This window comes from Paraglaciecola sp. 25GB23A (assembly GCF_040012495.1).
Lineage (GTDB): Bacteria > Pseudomonadota > Gammaproteobacteria > Enterobacterales > Alteromonadaceae > Paraglaciecola.
In genome coordinates, this window is the sequence record NZ_JBDYKM010000011.1 from 1 (window position 1) to 16680 (window position 16680).

General features: G+C 40.4%; 15 protein-coding genes. 8 read left to right on the plus strand and 7 right to left on the minus strand.

The genetic code is table 11. The annotated features are described in order from the left end of the window. Positions 1-211: 211 nt before the first annotated feature. Entirely contained in the window at positions 212-1480 is a 1269-nt protein-coding gene (locus ABKW31_RS14420; protein WP_348617255.1) for a hypothetical protein, read from the plus strand. Between the two features lie 1083 nt (positions 1481-2563). Here ABKW31_RS14420 and ABKW31_RS14425 read toward each other — a convergent pair. Next, a complete protein-coding gene (locus ABKW31_RS14425; RefSeq protein WP_348617256.1) occupies positions 2564-2830 on the minus strand; it encodes a uracil-DNA glycosylase family protein in 267 nt (88 codons plus the stop codon). A 228-nt stretch (positions 2831-3058) separates the two neighbouring features. Between ABKW31_RS14425 and dnaB the strand changes: the two genes are divergently transcribed. Beyond that, positions 3059-4465 carry a replicative DNA helicase gene (dnaB, locus tag ABKW31_RS14430; protein WP_348617257.1) on the plus strand — a complete coding sequence of 469 codons (1407 nt, stop codon included), beginning with the start codon at positions 3059-3061 and terminating at the stop codon, positions 4463-4465. A gap of 119 nt (positions 4466-4584) precedes the next feature. Here dnaB and ABKW31_RS14435 read toward each other — a convergent pair whose 3' ends face one another. The 3 genes from ABKW31_RS14435 to ABKW31_RS14445 all read right to left on the minus strand — a co-directional run bounded on the left by ABKW31_RS14435 (position 4585) and on the right by ABKW31_RS14445 (position 7081). Beyond that, positions 4585-5766 (minus strand): OmpA family protein, encoded by a 1182-nt coding sequence (locus ABKW31_RS14435; RefSeq protein ID WP_348617258.1) that lies wholly within the window; start codon positions 5764-5766, stop codon positions 4585-4587. 359 nt (positions 5767-6125) lie between these two features. Further along, positions 6126-6590 (minus strand): chemotaxis protein CheX, encoded by a 465-nt coding sequence (locus tag ABKW31_RS14440; protein ID WP_348617259.1) that lies wholly within the window; start codon positions 6588-6590, stop codon positions 6126-6128. A gap of 56 nt (positions 6591-6646) precedes the next feature. Further along, positions 6647-7081 carry a transcriptional repressor gene (locus ABKW31_RS14445; RefSeq protein ID WP_348617260.1) on the minus strand — a complete coding sequence of 145 codons (435 nt, stop codon included), beginning with the start codon at positions 7079-7081 and terminating at the stop codon, positions 6647-6649. Between the two features lie 320 nt (positions 7082-7401). On the opposite strand from ABKW31_RS14445, the gene nudC reads away from it, so the two are divergent. Together nudC and hemE are read left to right on the plus strand one after the other, a co-directional pair. Continuing rightward, the gene (gene nudC, locus ABKW31_RS14450) at positions 7402-8226 is read left to right on the plus strand and encodes an NAD(+) diphosphatase (RefSeq protein ID WP_348617261.1); all 825 of its coding nucleotides are present in this window, start codon (positions 7402-7404) and stop codon (positions 8224-8226) included. A 243-nt stretch (positions 8227-8469) separates the two neighbouring features. Then, positions 8470-9534 (plus strand): uroporphyrinogen decarboxylase, encoded by a 1065-nt coding sequence (gene hemE / locus ABKW31_RS14455; RefSeq protein WP_348617262.1) that lies wholly within the window; start codon positions 8470-8472, stop codon positions 9532-9534. Between the two features lie 82 nt (positions 9535-9616). Here hemE and ABKW31_RS14460 read toward each other — a convergent pair whose 3' ends face one another. Both ABKW31_RS14460 and mpl read right to left on the minus strand, forming a co-directional pair. Further along, positions 9617-10393 carry a S1/P1 nuclease gene (locus tag ABKW31_RS14460; RefSeq protein ID WP_348617263.1) on the minus strand — a complete coding sequence of 259 codons (777 nt, stop codon included), beginning with the start codon at positions 10391-10393 and terminating at the stop codon, positions 9617-9619. Between the two features lie 34 nt (positions 10394-10427). Then, positions 10428-11798 carry a UDP-N-acetylmuramate:L-alanyl-gamma-D-glutamyl-meso-diaminopimelate ligase gene (mpl, locus tag ABKW31_RS14465; protein ID WP_348617264.1) on the minus strand — a complete coding sequence of 457 codons (1371 nt, stop codon included), beginning with the start codon at positions 11796-11798 and terminating at the stop codon, positions 10428-10430. Positions 11799-12041: 243 nt separating this feature from the next. Between mpl and ABKW31_RS14470 the strand changes: the two genes are divergently transcribed. The 4 genes from ABKW31_RS14470 to ABKW31_RS14485 all read left to right on the plus strand — a co-directional run bounded on the left by ABKW31_RS14470 (position 12042) and on the right by ABKW31_RS14485 (position 16208). After that, positions 12042-13010: a class 1 fructose-bisphosphatase gene (locus ABKW31_RS14470; protein ID WP_348617265.1), complete on the plus strand. Its 969-nt coding sequence runs from the start codon at positions 12042-12044 to the stop codon at positions 13008-13010. Between the two features lie 235 nt (positions 13011-13245). After that, entirely contained in the window at positions 13246-13779 is a 534-nt protein-coding gene (gene ppa / locus ABKW31_RS14475) for an inorganic diphosphatase (protein ID WP_348617266.1), read from the plus strand. 218 nt (positions 13780-13997) lie between these two features. Then, a complete protein-coding gene (locus ABKW31_RS14480; protein WP_348617267.1) occupies positions 13998-14456 on the plus strand; it encodes a DUF3299 domain-containing protein in 459 nt (152 codons plus the stop codon). Between the two features lie 132 nt (positions 14457-14588). Next, a complete protein-coding gene (locus ABKW31_RS14485; protein ID WP_348617268.1) occupies positions 14589-16208 on the plus strand; it encodes a methyl-accepting chemotaxis protein in 1620 nt (539 codons plus the stop codon). A gap of 77 nt (positions 16209-16285) precedes the next feature. On the opposite strand, the gene ABKW31_RS14490 is transcribed toward ABKW31_RS14485, so the two are convergent. Continuing rightward, a complete protein-coding gene (locus ABKW31_RS14490) occupies positions 16286-16678 on the minus strand; it encodes a thioesterase family protein (protein WP_348617269.1) in 393 nt (130 codons plus the stop codon). Between the last annotated feature and the right edge of the window lie 2 nt (positions 16679-16680).

Below are 16680 nucleotides of genomic sequence, written 5' to 3' on the forward strand. Positions count from 1 at the left end.
CATTAGGGCTAAGTTACAATCGCGCACCCGTTTCTCTTAATTCAGCGACCCGCGCAAGAATTTAGCATATTCGACTAAGACTTAGTCAAACCTACTAACCTTTTATCGTTAAGCCTTCAGATTGAAGAATAACAATATATTTATCAATAGATTAACTATTGGTATTGGAATTGCTGTTCAGACAAACAACCAAATTTAAAACTGATTACCTATGCTTAAAACATTTATTTTATTTTCTTTCGCATGTGCTTCTTTCACTGCTCACCCCGTATCTCAACGTGATCAAAATTGGATAGAGGATGTTGAATTCCTTGTTGAACATGCACCTAAAGAGCACGTAAATTTTTATAAAAAACACGATGAACAACAGTTTCTGGATGCGGCAATGGCTTTGAAACAAGCGATCCCTGAACTTCAAGACCATCAGATAAAAGTGCGGTTGGCTAGTTTGCTAGCTTTAGCTAAGGATGGTCATTCATTTATCCGCTTTTATCATCCTTTATTTGAAAGCGAATTTGGTAATGGTATGCAGGTTAAACCCATTCCACTGCGCTTTGCAGCATTTGAAGACGGCATTTACGTTGTTGCTACCCATAATGATTTCACACAATATATGGGGGCCAAACTAATAGCAGTGAATGATGCTGATAGCATGAAAGCCATGAGTATTGTCAGCGCCATGTTTCCGATTGAAAATGAAATGAATGTTAAACAATGGGGAGTCTATGCCCTGTCTGCTCCAGAAATTTTGCATGCTTTTGCATTATCAAGCTCACCGCAATCAGCTAACTACACGTTACAGGTAGGTCAGATAAATAAGAAAGTCGATTTAGATAGCATAGATAACTGGCCTCAAGAGCAAAGGGGTATAGTAGTTGACGATAACTGGTATTCATTGTCTGATGAACAGCCGTTATATCTGCAACATTTAGATAGAATGGTTTGGTATACCTATCAACCTGCTAATAACTTGGTATACCTTAAACTCAACGGTTTCACAAAACCGGAACTAGGTAACATTGAGCAACAAGTGGCAGCTGCAATTGCCCTATCAAACGAAAAAATCGGTAGTAAATTAGTAATAGACATTCGCCATAATCCTGGGGGGGAAACTGGTTTAGTGAATGATTTAGTTAAAGCTATCGCTGCCAGTCATGCCAATCAGCAAAAGAATCTCTATGTAATACTCGGTGGTCGCACGTTTTCGGCAGCCCAACTTATGGCCACTGCATTAGAGCAATATACCTACGCAGTGTTTGTAGGTGAGCCTACAGGTATTAATGTTCATTTCTTTGCTAATGCGAGAAACCGCTTTGACTTACCCAATAGTGGCTTAAAAGTCATTGTTTCAACCAAGTTGTGGCAAACCACCAACGCAAATGACGACAGAAAATGGCAAGAACCGGATATTTATGCACCTTTGAGTTTCAGCGATTACTTGCAGCATATAGACCCCTCACTGAATAAAATTCTCAAATAGACTACAAACCCTGAAGATCCGCTTTCTGCTAAAAGCTCTAGTTCAGATGAATGTTGGTGAACGGCAGTAAATGGCACATGGCCGATATTCGACTTCGGGCGTTAAGCCGTTGGGTATTATTAGAGCAGCGTTTGGCCGAAGCTTATCTGACAGCCTTATACAAAGAACTGTTTCTAAATAAAAAGTGCCTATATAGTTAGGGGAAGATCAAAATAAATCTAAGAGAGTAAAATCCATGAAATCGGCTTTTGTATCAATGTCAGAAAGTGTAAATAGAGGTGAGGAATTATATCGACCACATCCCGGCGACGTTTTCAAAAGGCGCTGTCTTTCAAAGACGATACTTAAGCATCGGGAAGTCGCTGATCGGTTATGTATGTCGGCAAGACATTTATCTCGGTTCTTTAATGGGCATGTTACCGTAATAATAGATCTTGCAAGAAAGCTTGAGTCAGTGACTAACATCAGTGCAACTGCTTGGCATTTTTATCAAAATGCCTATGATCTTTACCTGACAGCTGATTGATCTTCCCCTAACAGTGATGACATATCGAAAGAAACGTTTTAGTTACTTCGACAGCACGATGAAAATGCATAAACAAAGCGGCACTGAAAGGCAAAGTGTCGTTGAACTATTTCATGAGCACCGCCGCAAAAAAATATCTGTATACAGATATCGAAATACCTAAGGTTAACCCCATTAAAATTGTGAGAGAAAAATGACGACAAACTTTTTGCTCATAGATAATGCTAATATTATTCACACTTTAACTACTTAAATTAATAAGGGGTTCTTTATAGTGGGTGTTAATGTCTACTTTCTCTGTATAGCCATTGTGCATTTTTCCGCAATTAATCGAACCACAGTATCTTATCTCTGGAGAATAGGAATACTCAAACTCCGTTAGCGTCTGTAATTTATCAACCTTGTTTTTAGCTAAAATTGGTGAGTAAATTTACGCGCAACGGTTGCGTCCTCAAAAAGATTAAAATTTTTCTGAAAAAATGCAAAATCGAATGTTCTTAATAGGTTTAATGTTAAAGCGCAACCAAAAATAGTAAAATTGTATTTGCAATAACTTGTTAACAAAATCCCATGGGTAATATGGCAACTTTTGACTCATCATAAAACGCCTCTTTAGATATACCCATCCAGCGGCGTAACCTATCTCCACTGGCGTCATCAAAAGGCAGTCCAGAGTCATGCGCCTGTCTACCTGGTGCTTGACCTGCAATGAGTATTTTTGCCTGAGGGTGAATTTGCAGAATGGGCTTTATGCCATGTTTTAGATGAGAGGCACATACTTGGCATGCTTGTATCGCATTGTGTAAGGATTCAAACGTCTGCATAGATAAGATGACTCGGCAGTGATTAGGATTAGGTGTGTATTGACACTTTAATTAAATAAAAAATTTATGATTCCTTTTACTTATGCCTCCTTTATCAAGTTACTGCTGTATATGACAATTATGCGCTTTTAGCCCAGAAAATAGAGGATGAGCACTGCCCTGTATCATTCAGACTTAACTTCCACTATTTAGCTTTTTGTCGCATAATCAACGGCCGTTATTAGCCTAATGATCAGCAAATCCGTGAAAGATACCCCGAGAAAAAGCGCCGATCCAAAAGTCGAACGATTAAAAATTCCTCCTCACTCAATTGAGGCCGAGCAGTCTGTGTTGGGAAGTATGCTTATTTCACCAGATGCCTGGGACAAGGTAGCAGAACTGGTTAATGACGAAGACTTTTATAATCGTTCACATCAAATAATATTTCGCGCCATATTGCGATTACTCCGCAAAAGCCAACCAATAGATTTAATCACGGTTTCTGAAGACTTAGAAGAGCTTAACGAACTTGAAGACGCGGGTGGTTTTGCCTATTTAGGTGAGCTCGCGCGCAATACGCCGAGTGCCGCTAACGTAATCGCTTATGCGCAAATTATCAAAGAACGAGCGGTGACTCGAGAATTAATAGGGGTTGCCCACGAGATAGCTGAGGCTGGTTATAATCCCGAAGGTCGCAACAGCGGCGAAATATTGGATATGGCTGAAAGTAAGGTTTTTGAAATTGCCGAAAAACGCACAGGCAAAGACGAAGGCCCCAAAAACATCGAATCTGTGTTGGGTAAAACCATCGATCGTTTAGAAATACTGGTAAAAAGTAATAAAGAGGTTACTGGGGTTTCTACCGGATACACCGATCTAGATAAAAAAACCAGTGGCTTGCAACCCTCTGATTTGATCATTGTGGCCGCACGTCCATCTATGGGTAAAACCACATTTGCAATGAATTTGTGTGAAAACGCCATGTTGCTCGAAACCAAGCCGGTGTTGGTCTTTAGTTTAGAAATGCCTTCGGAACAAATTATGATGAGGATGTTGGCCTCACTTAGTCGGGTAGACCAAACTAAAATTCGTACTGCCCAGCTTAATGATGAAGATTGGGCGCGCATTTCCAACACCATGGCGATGCTGAAAGATAAAGATAATTTATATATTGATGATTCATCGGGATTGACGCCGATGGATGTGCGAACCCGAGCGAGAAAATTAGCCCGTGACCGAGGTGGTATCAGCCTCATCATGATCGACTACTTACAGTTAATGCGCGTGCCCAGTTTAAGTGAAAACCGAACCTTAGAGATAGCGGAAATTTCACGCTCACTTAAGGCCTTGGCTAAAGAACTTGAAGTGCCTGTGGTGGCTTTGTCACAGTTAAACCGTGGTTTGGAGCAACGCGCTGATAAACGCCCAATCAACTCCGATTTACGTGAGTCCGGTTCCATAGAACAAGATGCTGATTTAATTATGTTTATATATCGGGATGAGGTTTACCACGAAGAAAGCACTGACAAAGGTATAGCTGAAATTATAATCGGCAAGCAGCGTAATGGTCCTATAGGCACCAGCCGTCTTACTTTTCAGGGGCAGTTTTCACGTTTTGATAATTATGCGGGCCCCGCAATCGCTGACGATTATTAAGCTTATTGGTAAATATATGGGCAAGTGCCCTGTCAGTTTTACACATCAAAACGTAGTTTTTACATAAAAAAAAGGAGATGCAATGCATCTCCTTTTTGTTTTTAGTCTATTTTAGTGGACTATTTTTCTACTTTAACCCGATTACTAGCTGTTACTTTAGCAGTAATACGACGGTTAAGTGCATTTGCCTGTTTAGTATTAGCGGTATCAAGCAATTGTGTTTCGCCATAACCCACTGCCTTGATGCGTGCAGCGTCAATACCGTATTTGGTAACTAGTAACTTACGCACTGCATCAGCACGTTTTTGTGACAACATCATGTTGTAATCATCGTTACCAGGCGCTGAAGAGTGACCTTCTATAACCGTATCGGTATTAGGATAACGATTCATGAAATCAGCAAAAGTTTGGAAATCTGGATTATTAGGATTACTGATAATTGAGCTATTATTGCCGAAGTTTATACGTAAGTTTTGGCTTACTTCTTCTTCCATAAATACGCTACAACCTACTGCGTCAACTTTATCAGACATTGGCGTGTTAGCACATTTGTCATCTGCATCAGCAACACCGTCGCCATCTTCGTCTGCACCTAATGCACAGCCATTGCTGTCAACTTTTGTTCCAACTGGAGTGTTTGGACATAAATCTAAGCTGTTTAATACGCCGTCTTTATCTTCATCAATATCACATCCTTTGGCATCAACTTGAGTACCTGGTGCAGTATTAGGACACATATCTAAAGTATCGTTAACGCCGTCATTGTCGCTATCTTTAGGCATAGCAGGAGCGCTGTTTCCAAAAGTATAGGCTAAGCCAACTTTAACACCAATATCATTATTGCCGTTTTCGAAATTATTGTAGGCTGCGACTTCTGTAATTACTTTGAGTTTCTCAGCGACAGTCCAATGCTTACCTAAACCAAGATTGTACATGGTATCGCTATCAGCAATTTTGATTTCTTTAACGCCACCAAAAATATACATAGAATCATTTGGTAAGAAATACATCGCGTCAAATCCCAAACGGCTACCAGATTTGTCCTGCCCTAGCGAAGATGCATCGATGTCTAACGATGAATATTCAATTCTCCCTGCCCACTGTGGCAAAAAACGAAAACCGAACTCGGCGCCTAAACCGGTGCCGTCGCTTAAATAATTTGGAAAACCTGATGCTTCTTGGTCGGTAGAGTAATATTCTGCAAAACCTGCAATCCATTTGTCGCCTTGTTGACCTGGATCAGCCAAAGCTTGTGTCGATAACGCTAACAATATACTTGTAGCAATTGATATCTTTTTCATGTGTACGTCCTTCTTAAAGTGTGTTCTGCTTGTAAAAAAATTAAATCATCAATACTTGCTTCATTTGATGAGCGCAACTATTGGGTGTATCAAATAAATAACGGTCTAACCTTTTAGTTTGTTTTTATCGTTTTTTGTGCTCACTTAATAAAGTAGCAAAGCAATTCCACTCTTTCGCTCTTGGGGATAGAGTATATTAATCGCTCAATTTACATTTTATTTATACCTAACTCAAGCTCTGCAGGAAATGTGCCAATACTGCTTTTCAGCTACGAAAATAAAAATTATAAAAAACGCCGCAAAGTATACGCCCTAAGCTTAAAATATACCTTTGTAATTACAATGTTTTTTTCCAGTATTTAATCATTGAAGCACATTTCTAAATACAGATTGCCTGAGATATGACTGAAGGGCAGTATGATTTTTTTGCCGTCGACCTGATGGTCTACCGTGTGATTTTTGCCTGAGACCACCATAGGTGTGGCCATTCCAAACTCAAAGCCTTTCTGACTTAGTTCATTTTTTGCGCCACCACAAATCATATTAGTGATTTCGCCGACCATATCTTTAACATCAGCATTAATGCTGGCGGGCCTTTCGCCTAACATTTTATCCATAATCTCGAGAACTAAATTTTCTTCAAAGGAAATAGATAATGAGCCTTTTATATTTTCACCCACCATACCGATAAGGCCTGATATATCTCCACCTGCCTTGTCATCACTTTTTCGTTTTGGTTTGCCAGGTTTAAGTTCTATTTGTGCCATAGTACTCATAACGTTAATTAAGGCACTGATAAAAGGGTTAATAAATTCAGCGTTCATAGCTCACAAATTCCTTACTGATGGGCGAATGGTTGGATGATGATATACAGATGACTTTATTTGCATGAAATGCACAAACCATGCGCTTCGATAGTTTGCTTGATAACATTAAATCCAACGGACTGTGCTTGTTTGTTGAGAGTTTCTTTAAGACCTTCTGATTGAATTTCTTGTACTTCACCGCAGCTGTCACAAATCAAAAATTGCACAGGATGGTTACAGTCAAAATGATGGCAAGCCACAAATGCATTGGTTGATTCCAGCTTATGAACCAAACCAAACTCAAGCAAAAAATCTAAGGTTCGGTACACAGTAGCGGGTTTGGCGCCAGGTTCACTGAGTTTCAGCGAGTCTAATAATTCGTAAGCCCCAATAGCTCCTTCTTGTTGCAACAATAGCGCATAAACTTTCTCACGGAGAGAGGTAAATCTTGCGCCTTTTTTCTCGCAAAAAACGCGCGCTTTATTTACATGCACTTCAATACTGGCCACAAACTATTCCTAAGGTGTTAACCGCTAAATAATACCACTTTTTTGCTAAAAAATTACTCATTTTTGTTGTGTGCACACTGCTATTTATTAGTTAAGTACTAATAATATAGTTTGAGCTTCTAAAAATATGTTGCAAATAAAAGACAGCCAATTGACTAGTCTATTAAAAACAGCCCCGTTTGTGGCTGAATACTATACATGCACATCCTTGCATAAATGTCTCAAATTGCATACAGCATTATTGCGATAATTATTAAGACCTAATTAACCCTTTTTTAATTTGTGTTAATCTTGCGCCCTAAAAATAGAAGAGCGCAGTTATGGTAGAGCAAAACATTAGGATACAAGCAGATCAACTGGCTATTTGGTTGATTATTATAGGTGACAAAGTAGTTCAACTTATCCATCAACCGGGCTATCTAAAAAGTGCGTGGCAGGATTTATCTTTTGTGCATGCCTACCAAGAACAAATAGTGAAAATTGGTGACTATGAAGACCATGCCTGTTTTCTTATCGATATGGGTAATGAGCAAATTGATAGTGACGCCATTGAATTGATCAGTTTACGGTCGATATTAATGCAAGTCGAAAAACCTTTTTTTGGTATCGCCGCTCGGGCCTGGCAAGTTGCCTTATTTATGCGCACCCATCGTTTTTGTGGTCAATGTGGCACCACTATGCAACAGATTGATTGGGAAATGGCAATGCATTGCTCACGTTGCAATCATCGTTGCTATCCGCGAATTTCGCCCTGTATTATTGTAGCCATTAGACATAAAAACAAATTATTGTTAGCGCAAGGTAAACCGCACCAATCAAGACAAATGTATTCAACCTTAGCCGGGTTTGTTGAAAGTGGCGAGACACTAGAGGAGGCGGTACACCGCGAAGTCATGGAAGAAGTAGGCGTTAAAGTCACCAATTTGCGTTATTTTGACAGTCAACCCTGGCCTTTTCCTCATTCATTGATGGTAGGATTTTTAGCGGATTTTGCTGGTGGAGACATTGTTGTTGATGGCCATGAAATCATAGATGCTCAATGGTTTGATATTGATGCTTTACCCCTTACTCCTCCTACTTTGTCTATTGCAGGACAACTAATTCAACGTACTATAGAAGAAATCAAGCAGGATCAATCGAGCTAGATTAGTTAAATTTCAAGCAATAAAAAACCCCACAAAGTGTGGGGTTTGAAAATACTAGCGTCTTGGTCTCGTCAACGAGATTCTTAGTTTTGTAATGCTTTCGCAACACTTTTATAACAAGGTCCAACCAGTAATGCAAGTTTTTAGCAAATTTAACCAAGATAAGCCTGTTTAAACCAGTCAAAGTCGCTACAATATTGCCTTTTTACTGCTTTTTAGCAGATCGTTCCGGTAGAGGATTCAATGCAAAAATTACAAAATGATCGATATTTAAGAGCCTTATTACGCCAGCCGGTGGATGTCACTCCGGTTTGGATGATGCGTCAGGCTGGTCGATATTTACCAGAATATAAAGCAACACGAGCAGAAGCGGGGGACTTTATGTCTCTGTGTAAAAATGCAGAGCTTGCCTGTGAAGTCACTTTACAACCGCTGCGTCGTTTTGACTTAGATGCCGCTATTCTTTTTTCTGATATTTTAACTATTCCGGATGCAATGGGACTTGGTTTGTATTTTGAAAATGGTGAAGGACCAAAATTTGAACGGCCGCTTACATCACTGGCCGAAATTAAAAAACTAGGCATACCCGATCCAGAAGTAGAATTGGCTTATGTCATGAATGCGGTACGCACTATTCGTAAGAACCTAAAGGGTAGTGTGCCATTAATTGGATTTTCTGGCAGTCCGTGGACCTTAGCTACCTACATGGTAGAAGGTGGTTCAAGTAAAGCTTTCACTAAAATTAAAAAAATGGCTTTTAGTGAGCCTCAGGCCTTGCACTTGTTACTGGATAAATTGGCGGATTCAGTCATTTTGTATTTAAATGCCCAAATTGCTGCAGGTGCCCAATCGGTGATGGTATTTGATACTTGGGGTGGGGTATTGTCTGGTCGAGACTATAAGGAGTTTTCGCTCCAGTACATGCATAAAATTGTTGACGGATTGACCCGTGAAAATGATGGTAGGAAAGTGCCTGTAACCCTATTTACTAAAAATGCAGGTTTATGGCTTGAATCTATTGCCGCTACAGGTTGTGACGCAGTTGGTATCGATTGGACGGTTGATATGGCTGATGCTAAACAACGAATTGGTCATAAAGTAGCGCTGCAAGGCAATATGGACCCTTCAATGTTATATGCCCCATCTGAACGTATCGAACAAGAAGTACAGCTTATCTTAAATGGCTTTGGCACAGGCGATGGCCATGTATTTAACTTAGGCCATGGTATTCATCTTGATGTACCACCAGAAAATGCCAAAGTGTTTGTTGACGCTGTACATCGCTTAAGTCGTCCATTTCATCTGTAAATTAGTCATAAGACTTTACCTGCTTGGCGATTAAAGCAGGTAAAGTTAGCTGTATTAATGGTCTGATTTTATCGAGAGTTGTTTATTTAAACACTTGATTTAAATAAGCGGCAATACGCACCCCACCCATTTGTAAACGCTGTTGCACAGTCGGCATTTGTTGATACAAATAGTCCCACGACAGTTTGTTGCTGCTCGGATATATGGTGTCTCTAATGGCACCACTTTCTTTTATCCATACTTGTGGATCAGCGACTAACCACTCTTTGGCTTGCTGGGTTGAAATTTTTCTACTAAGTATTGTTGTCCATTCAGTGTAAGACAATTCTCGCCTGTCAATTAATTCAGAATCCCATACACGATGAAGGTTTGAATCTTGCCAGAAAAACTCAAGTTTGACATCGTTGCCGCCTTTGTCAGTGCCATTGCCAACATGCAATGGTTGATGTAAATCACCGATAATATGCACAATAAAACGCAGGGCTAACTGTTTATCCGCTAAGCTGGCCTGTGGGTCTTTCAGACTTGCAGTAAATTGGCTTAAGGCGGTTAATGCATCACCTTCTTCAGGAGCACCGACTTCTTGATAGGTCTTATTCGCAGGTACGGTGACATAGTGCCAAGGATTGGCGGTCTTTTTCCAAAACTCACTAGGGTCCGCACGCATTTCGTCGGGGTAAGTCGATGCCTCGGCTAAATCTTCGTTAACCAATATTTGTGAAATGGCTTGTTGAGCTTGCGGTGTAAGATACTGCTCTGCAATTGCCCCTGTGACACGATGACCGTTTTGGCCCCAAGCCACTGCTTGGCCACTTAAAGCGATTGAAGCGATAGCGATAACAATAGTTTTTATTTTCATAGTTTTTCTTAATGTTAGATTGTCGATTAATGGTTTAGTTTTGCGCAGTGGCCACTGGCGTTTCTGCTAATTTGTCTAATAATAACTGGTGAATGCCACCAAAACTGCCGTTGCTCATCACCACAATATGATCACCTGGCTTAGCATAAGCAACAATAGATTTTACTAATTTATCTAAGTCTTTATACAACAAAGCAGTTATATTACTTTGCGCGAGTAAGGCTTCCATTGACCAGTTTAAATTGCTCGGCTCAAATATAAATACTTGGTCAGCCGCTGACCAAGACTGAGCTAAGCTGTCTTTGTGCACGCCCAACTTCATCGTGTTTGAACGCGGCTCCAACACAGCGAGTATTCGCTGTTGCCCCACTTTTGCACGCAAACCTTTCAAGGTGGTTTCTATTGCGGTCGGATGGTGGGCAAAATCATCGTACAGAGTAATACCATTAATCTGTGCTTTTAGTTCCATGCGTCTTTTGACATTAATAAACTGCCCCAACGCGTCTAACGCAATCGAGGTGGGCACGCCTACATGATGGGCCGCAGCAATCGCCATAATTCCATTATTTATATTATGTTGACCGAGTAAATTCCAACACACTTTGCCTTGCAGTTCACCTTTCAAAAATACTTCGAATTCACTGCCATCGTCTGCCACATGACCTAATTGCCAATCTTTTCCAGTCATTTGCACGGGCGTCCAGCAACCCATATCCAATACCCGAATAAGGTTTTCATCTGTTTGTGGAATTAACACTAAACCATTATTAGGTACGGTTCGCAGCAAGTGATGAAACTGTTTTTGAATATCTGCAAGACTGTCGAAAATATCCGCATGATCAAATTCTAAGTTATTGAGCACAACGGTACGTGGATGGTAGTGAACAAATTTCGAACGTTTATCGAAAAAAGCACTATCGTATTCATCCGCTTCAATAACAAAAAACGGACTTGCACCTAAGCGTGCCGATACGGCAAAATTTTGCGGAATGCCACCAATTAAAAATCCGGGATGCATGTCAGAGTATTCTAAGATCCACGCTAACATGCTGGCCGTTGTTGTTTTGCCATGAGTACCCGCCACGGCCAATACCCAGCGGTCTTTTAGCACATTTTCAAGCAACCATTGAGGGCCACTGACATAGGGAATATTGCGATCCAATACATATTCTACTGCGGTATTGCCTCTTGATAGCGCATTACCAATAACCACTAAATCAGGTTGGGGTGTAAACTGATCAGTGGAAAAACCTTCCGTCAGATGTATACCCAGCGATTCTAGTTGTGTGCTCATCGGCGGATAAACGTTAGTATCGCTGCCGGTAACATTATGTCCAAGAGCTTTGGCGATTGCCGCAATTCCGCCCATAAAAGTGCCACAAATGCCGAGGATATGAATATGCATAATTTAACGAATCAATTTTAAGTTTAGGCTAAGACTATCAGAACAGCAGGCTACAACCCAATCACTAGTTGGAAATTAATTTGCTGTAAATAAGAATTTTAACTTTATACATTCAATTTTTTCGGTATTGTTAACAGCGTTTTTTGCTTATACCCGTTATGATCGAAAAAAACTGACAGCACTCAAAATAATAATAAGCTGATCTACCTCTACCCTACATTTTTAAAAAGGTATACACACACTATGAAACGTTTGAACTCTCAACTTCAGGATGATGGGGCTCCTATGGAGCTAATTCTGCTAATCAGAACTTTATTGGCGGGCTGCAAAGAAATTGCTTTTAGGGTAAGTCAAGGAGCACTAGCAGGTGTTCTAGGCTCTACTTTGAGTGAAAATGTTCAGGGAGAAACTCAGAAAAAACTAGATGTCATTTCTAATCAAATTCTTAAAGATATTCTAAAAGATTCTGGTTATGTCAAAGCGATTTCTTCAGAAGAAGAAGATGATGTAGTGGCATGTAATCCTGACGGCAAATATTTGGTGAGTTTTGATCCCCTTGATGGTTCATCAAACACGGATATCAATAGCTTGATTGGGACTATCTTTTCTATTAGTCATGCCCCGCAATGGATGAAACCCGACGACCCCTCAGCTTTTTTACAGCCGGGCACTCAAAGTGTTGCTGCCGGTTATGTATTGTATGGCCCTTCTGCGATGTTAGCTATGACCACTGGACGCGGCACCCACCTTTACACGCTTGATAAGACCCATGGTGGTTTCCTGCTGACTAAGGCTAATGTGAAAGTGCCCGAACAAACCAGCGAATTCGCGATTAATACCTCGAATCAGCGCCATTGGGAAGAGCCGATTCAGCGTTACGTCAGTGATCTAATTGCAGGCGAAGATGGCCCACGCGGCAAAGATTATAATATGCGTTGGGTTGCCGCCATGGTGGGTGATATCCATCGAGTATTGAGTCGTGGTGGTATTTTTCTTTATCCTTTTGATAAACGAAATCCGGAAAAACCTGGAAAGTTGCGCCTGTTATATGAAGCTAATCCAATGGCATTTTTGATGGAACAAGCAGGTGGATTAGCTGATACAGGCACGGGACGTATAATGGAAGTCATGCCTACTGAGATTCATCAACGAGTTCCGGTATTGTTAGGTTCAAAAGAAGAAGTTGAAGCCTGTCTAAACTATTATAAGTAGTCTAAAAAGAGACTCGTGGCAAGACGACGATTGAGCTTGTATTTGTCACGAGCTATTAGATTGGAATGATATTGCTTTTTGACTATTGATATAAAAAGATGTGTTGTTGCACAAAAGTGCTTTAAAACTTCGATGAATTGGCGATTTGCGACACAATATTTATGACTTGTCATTTCATCTTCATGCTCTAGCCTTTATAATCCGGCGAAATTCAAAGTAAAATATAGGAAATAATATGAGTTTAAATGACGTACCTGCAGGTAAAAATTTGCCTGATGAAGTCAATGTTATCATTGAGATACCAGCCCATTCTGACCCAGTAAAATACGAAGTAGATAAAGACAGCGGCGCTATTTTTGTTGATCGGTTTATGGCTACTTGTATGCATTACCCAACCAACTATGGTTATATCAATAACACCTTGTCAGAAGATGGTGACCCTGCTGACGTATTAGTCATGTCGCCGTTTCCCCTGTTAGCCGGCTGTGTCATTAAGTGTCGCCCTGTGGGCGTATTAAAAATGACCGACGAATCAGGTACAGATGCTAAAATTTTGGCAGTACCTGTTGATAAATTATCTACGATTTACCGCGGCATTACTGATATTGATCAAGTACCTGAATTAACCAGACAGCAGATTCAACATTTTTTTGAACATTACAAAGACCTTGAACCTAACAAATGGGTTAAAATTGATGGCTGGGAAGATGCAGCATCAGCGAAAGCAGAAATTATTGATAGTGTTAAGCGCTACGAAGCTAACAAATAACAGTAATGTTTGAGTGCCTTATAAAGCCGACGTTTGTCGGCTTTTTTGTTGGATCTAAGTTATTCTCAAGCTCACCTTGTAAGGTATTTTACCTTGCGACTAAATTTACTGTATGCTCTATCCTTATTATCTCTACACTCAGCCAATCATAGGCAATGAGGTCGATTTAACTTTATTGGCTTGCTCGGCAATATTCAAAATTAAAAGTGCAATAAAAAATGAAAAAAATCTTAATTTTAATCTACTTTTTGACTGTTAGTGTTCAAGCAGAAACGTTAGAGCTGTTTTGGGAAGACATGATCCCTAAAGATTATATTGCTCCTCAGCAGCAAGTCAGTCACGATGGCAGCATGGTACAACAAAATTTAGATGCGCCAGTTGTTAGGTCGCTAAACGGTAAAGTGGTTAAAATTCCCGGATTTATTGTGCCCTTGGAGGGCGATAATGAACTGACCCGTGAATTTTTACTTGTTCCTTATTTTGGTGCTTGTATTCATGTGCCCCCTCCGCCCCCTAACCAGATAGTCTATGTGAAGTTTTCAGGCGGGGTGCCGATAGATAACTTATATGATGCTGTTTGGGTCACGGGCACGCTTTCCACCGATGGATGGGAGGGCGAAATAGCCAATGTTGGTTATAGTCTAACTGGCATAAGCGTAACGCCATATGACGGATAAAAACCTTAATTAAATATTATTACAGCGATATTTTGAGTTGCCTTGAACGGAATTCTGGCGATATTTGGTTTTGTGGTATAGCTTGTTTATAAACAGTTTTTTAATAGTTTGATATTACAAAAAGGTAGCTCGATGAATTTCTTAACCAAGATGTCTATAGCGCAAAAGTTATTTCTCATTCCAATTATTGGGACGGTTGGTTTTCTGCTTTACTTGGGGATCACTACGATTACTGGTTTGAGGAACGTCGAACTACTAGACGACATCATTGAAGTGCAATACCCCGCTTTAGATGCGACCAATAGTGCTTTAGTTAAAATTGAGAAGGTACGAGATACCTTAAGTAGTGCAGCGATTACTGGCGATGAAGACGCACTCGATACAGCCAAAACTATTGCCAATGATACTGAAGCTTTACTTAAAAAAATTCAGTCAATTAATCCTAATTTGGCCAGTGAAGCCAATAGAATTATAGAATTATTTGACCGCTATTTTGAATTTGCCTTTGGTATTTCCGAATCTATGGTCAATCAAACGGCTGACATGTCTAAATTGGGCCAAAGTTCAGTGCGTATGAATGATAATTATGCAGAAGTGGCGAAAGCACTTACTGCTTTTCGCGAAGCACGAATTAATGCCTTTCAAAACGGAATTAACGCTTCTAAAGACAGTGGTACAAACCTAATTACGGTAGGCGTAATTATGGCAGTGTCTATTATCATATTGCTATTTGCTACCGCCATTCCTATCGTAACGGGTTTACGAGGTAGTGTTGCACAGGTAGTGAGTTCACTGAAAGACATAGCCCAAGAAGATGGTGATTTAACTGTGCGGCTGGTGACTAAAAATCAAGATGAAATTGGTGACTTAGTTTATTGGTTCAACCAATTTATGGAAAAATTACAAGGTGTTGTCAAAGACATCGTTAATGCTTCATTACCTCTTTCTGAATTAGCCCAAAATTTAAATCAACTGACCGATGATACTAACAAGACTATTGATGTGCAGCAGCGCGCAGCAGGTGAAGCTAAACGTGCCGTAGATGATATGACTGCTAGCGTAAGTGCTGTTGCGACCAGTGCGGCTGAAGCAGCGAGTGCTGCCGGCGACGCTTCTTCTGCCGCTGATAATGGACAACTAGTAGTAAATCATACTGTGCAAAGTATTCGTCAACTGGCCGAAAATGTTGAAGAAACGGCTGAAGTGATCAGAAAATTAGAATCAGACTCAAATCAGGTCGGTGTGGTGCTGGATGTTATTAAAGGTATTGCAGAACAAACTAACCTGTTGGCCTTAAACGCCGCCATTGAAGCGGCAAGGGCGGGAGAACAAGGCCGCGGTTTTGCTGTGGTAGCAGACGAAGTACGTACCTTAGCTTCGCGTACACAACAATCGACAGAGCAAATTCAAAAAACTATTGAGCAGCTGCAAAATGCCGCACGTTCTGCCGTGAATGTTATGTCTAAAGGCACAGAGCAAGCTACCAACAGTGTTGAAACCGCTAATAAAGCGGGTCAAAGTCTGTCGGTTATTACTGAGACCATAAGTCGAATTACCCGAATGAATGACCAAATTGCTCATTCAACTGGCGAACAACAATCAGTTGCTAAAACCATCAGTACCAATGTGGATGAAATTCATCAACGCACGGTTGAAACGTCTAATAGCTCGGCAAAATTAGCATCTGTTAGTAGTGAGTTGGCACAGTTGGCGCAACATCTAGAAGCGATTACTAAGCAGTTCAAAGTTTAAAGATAATTGACTGTTAGTTTTACAAAAAAGCCGCTTTACAAAGCGGCTTTCTATTGAGGGTTGGTTAGCGCTAATAATTACTCTTTTGGATGCTGTAGTAACTGGTTTTTAACCGCCTCATTTATCCGCTTGGAACTGGATGTAGCGAAATCAAAGTGGACTAAGGTGGTTGTGCCCGAAGCGCAGCATTGTGAGTTTTGCCATAATTCTTGATAAACATCAAAGGAGCTGTTGCCTATACGACTTATATAGGTGCGCACTTCAACCCCATGACCGTAAAAAATTTGCTGTAAAAAATCAACCTTATAGCTGGCCAAAATTAAAGGCCAGTTTTTCAAATCTAATTGTGGATTAAACATGCGAAAAATCGGTTCGCGCGCAGTTTCAAACCACTGCACTAACACCGTATTACTGACGTGGGCTAAGGCATCAGTTTCACAAAATCGAACTTTAAATGATTCACTTAACATAA

Bases quoted from the DNA above. Each gene is read 5' to 3' on its own strand.
- hemE (WP_348617262.1), top strand. From the start codon at position 8,470: ATGCAAAAATTACAAAATGATCGATATTTAAGAGCCTTATTACGCCAG.
- ABKW31_RS14480 (WP_348617267.1), top strand. From the start codon at position 13,998: ATGAAAAAAATCTTAATTTTAATCTACTTTTTGACTGTTAGTGTTCAA.
- ABKW31_RS14460 (WP_348617263.1), bottom strand. From the start codon at position 10,393: ATGAAAATAAAAACTATTGTTATCGCTATCGCTTCAATCGCTTTAAGT.
- dnaB (WP_348617257.1), top strand. From the start codon at position 3,059: ATGATCAGCAAATCCGTGAAAGATACCCCGAGAAAAAGCGCCGATCCA.
- ABKW31_RS14425 (WP_348617256.1), bottom strand. From the start codon at position 2,830: ATGCAGACGTTTGAATCCTTACACAATGCGATACAAGCATGCCAAGTA.
- ABKW31_RS14440 (WP_348617259.1), bottom strand. From the start codon at position 6,590: ATGAACGCTGAATTTATTAACCCTTTTATCAGTGCCTTAATTAACGTT.
- ABKW31_RS14420 (WP_348617255.1), top strand. From the start codon at position 212: ATGCTTAAAACATTTATTTTATTTTCTTTCGCATGTGCTTCTTTCACT.
- nudC (WP_348617261.1), top strand. From the start codon at position 7,402: ATGGTAGAGCAAAACATTAGGATACAAGCAGATCAACTGGCTATTTGG.
- mpl (WP_348617264.1), bottom strand. From the start codon at position 11,798: ATGCATATTCATATCCTCGGCATTTGTGGCACTTTTATGGGCGGAATT.
- ppa (WP_348617266.1), top strand. From the start codon at position 13,246: ATGAGTTTAAATGACGTACCTGCAGGTAAAAATTTGCCTGATGAAGTC.
- ABKW31_RS14490 (WP_348617269.1), bottom strand. From the start codon at position 16,678: ATGTTAAGTGAATCATTTAAAGTTCGATTTTGTGAAACTGATGCCTTA.
- ABKW31_RS14485 (WP_348617268.1), top strand. From the start codon at position 14,589: ATGAATTTCTTAACCAAGATGTCTATAGCGCAAAAGTTATTTCTCATT.
- ABKW31_RS14470 (WP_348617265.1), top strand. From the start codon at position 12,042: ATGAAACGTTTGAACTCTCAACTTCAGGATGATGGGGCTCCTATGGAG.
- ABKW31_RS14435 (WP_348617258.1), bottom strand. From the start codon at position 5,766: ATGAAAAAGATATCAATTGCTACAAGTATATTGTTAGCGTTATCGACA.